Genomic DNA, 1,406 nt, shown 5'->3' with positions numbered 1-1,406 from the left:
CCGTGGGCCCAGGTCCGGTGGGCGGCACCGGTTCCGGACCGGCGGGAGCCGTGGGCTCAGGCCCAGTGGGCGCAACCGGTTCCGGAACGGCGGAGGCCATGGGCCCAGGGCCGGTGGGCACCACAGGTCCCGCACCGGCGGGCGTCACCGATCCCGGGCCGGCCGGTGCGGGCGGCGCCAGTCGGTACGCGGACTCGTCCTCGACGGGCGCCCCCGGTGCCAGCGCGTACGGCATGTCCCGGTCGCCGGAACCTTCCGGCACGGCGGCCTGGGGCGCGGCCGGACCGCCCGGAGCGGACGCGTCCGGCGTCGCGCCCCCGGGCGGGGCCAGGTCGTACGTCTCCTCGGCCGCGGAGCCGTCCTCGCGCGGGGTGGGACGGCTCCACCATCTCGCCTTGGGCCCGGTGGGCTTCCCGTCGTTCATGCTCTCCCCGCAACTGTCCCGCGTGCCCCGGAAGGCACCCCTCCCAGGGATTCAATCAGGTTTGCCGGGAGGAGCGCAGGGCAGGCGGTCAGTGCCGGGGAGCCGCCAGCCGCGTCGGCGACGAGGACGGACTCGCCCCCGGCTGCAGGGACAGCGACGGGACCGGCCGCTCCGCCAGGGTGGAGACCGCCGGCCGTATCAGCGGAGGCAGAGCCGAGGTGCTCAGCAGGGCCGCGCGGAACGGGTTGCCGAACTGCTGTGGCGCAGGCTGGGACGGTATGCCGTTGAGCCCCGCCAGCCCCATCGGAGCCGGCGCGCCGCTCTGCGCGGCCGGCGGCGCGCTCGCCACGCCGACACGTCTGCGCTGCGACTCCAGGGACAGCGGCGACCCCGAGGCGGCACCGGCCGAGGGGCTCTGGGCCCGCACCGGAGTGACCTTGCTGCCCGAGCCCTCGCCCCGGGCACTGGTGTCCGCCCCCGAGTCCGAGGGGATCGCGCCGCCGAGCGCGATCGCCGCCAGGGAGACCGCGCTGGCCGCGGCGAAGGCGATCCTGCGCCCGCGCCACGGCGAGCCCGAACGCTCCTCGGCGCGGGCCACTTCATGGATGCGGAAGCCCCGTCCGGGCAGTCCGCCGCCGAGGACGGCCCCGTGCGCCCCGCCCGGCGCGTAGCCGAAGCGGCCGGCCGGGTCGCCCGGACCGCTCAGGGCGCCGGGGGTGAAGACCCCTCCGGCGAGGCGGCCCCCGCCGAATGGTCCCCGACCCTCGTCGTCACCTCCGGGGCCCCCGGGCAGCCCCTGGAGCCGCGCCAGCAGCCCCTCGGAGGGGGTGGGCTGCGTCGTCTGGGCGAAGACGCTCTTGACGCGGCGCTGGGCGTCGGCCTCGGCCTTGCACTTGGGGCAGGTGGCCAGATGCGACAGGACGCGCTCGCGCGCGTCATGGCTGAGCTCGCCGTCGACCAGGGCGGCGAGGCGGTCCCCCAG

At 77.6% G+C, this 1,406-nt stretch carries 1 protein-coding gene and 1 pseudogene; both read right to left on the bottom strand.

The genetic code is table 11. From position 1 onward, the window contains the following. Positions 1–424, bottom strand: a pseudogene (locus ACJA3G_RS36955) (hypothetical protein); the annotation flags it as partial. An 88-nt stretch (positions 425–512) separates the two neighbouring features. After that, positions 513–1,406 (bottom strand): zf-HC2 domain-containing protein (locus tag ACJA3G_RS36950; RefSeq protein WP_406557385.1); only part of this gene is annotated, 894 nt, incomplete at its 5' end.

It is taken from the genome of Streptomyces sp. YS-3, assembly GCF_045257485.1.
Classification (GTDB): Bacteria; Actinomycetota; Actinomycetes; order Streptomycetales; family Streptomycetaceae; genus Streptomyces.
This window is presented reverse-complemented; position numbering and strand designations above follow the sequence as displayed.